Source organism: Edwardsiella sp. A.80236, from assembly GCF_044540725.1.
Lineage (GTDB): Bacteria > Pseudomonadota > Gammaproteobacteria > Enterobacterales > Enterobacteriaceae > Edwardsiella > Edwardsiella tarda.
Genome location: NZ_JBIUCY010000084.1, coordinates 1 through 223 on the forward strand (window position 1 = coordinate 1; position 223 = coordinate 223).

At 64.6% G+C, this 223-nt stretch carries 1 protein-coding gene; it reads right to left on the bottom strand.

Annotated features, from left to right (window positions below; translation table 11 throughout):
- On the bottom strand, window positions 1-223 hold a 223-nt coding region (locus ACEQFP_RS17580), incomplete at both ends, for an MFS transporter (RefSeq protein WP_396464378.1).

Below are 223 nucleotides of genomic sequence, written 5' to 3' on the forward strand. Positions count from 1 at the left end.
ATGATGGCGTAGTCGACAGCAGCGCCGGCCAGCGAGACGAGCAAGACCGGCCGCCGCCCGAAACGATCCGACAGCGCGCCCAGCACAGGTGCGCAGGCAAATTGCATCAACGCATACAGCGCCAGCAGAATGCCATAGTGGGCGGTGACGTCGTTCGAGTGAACCAGATCGCGCAGGAGGCCCGGCAGCACCGGCATAATCAGGCCGATGCCGACAGCGTCGA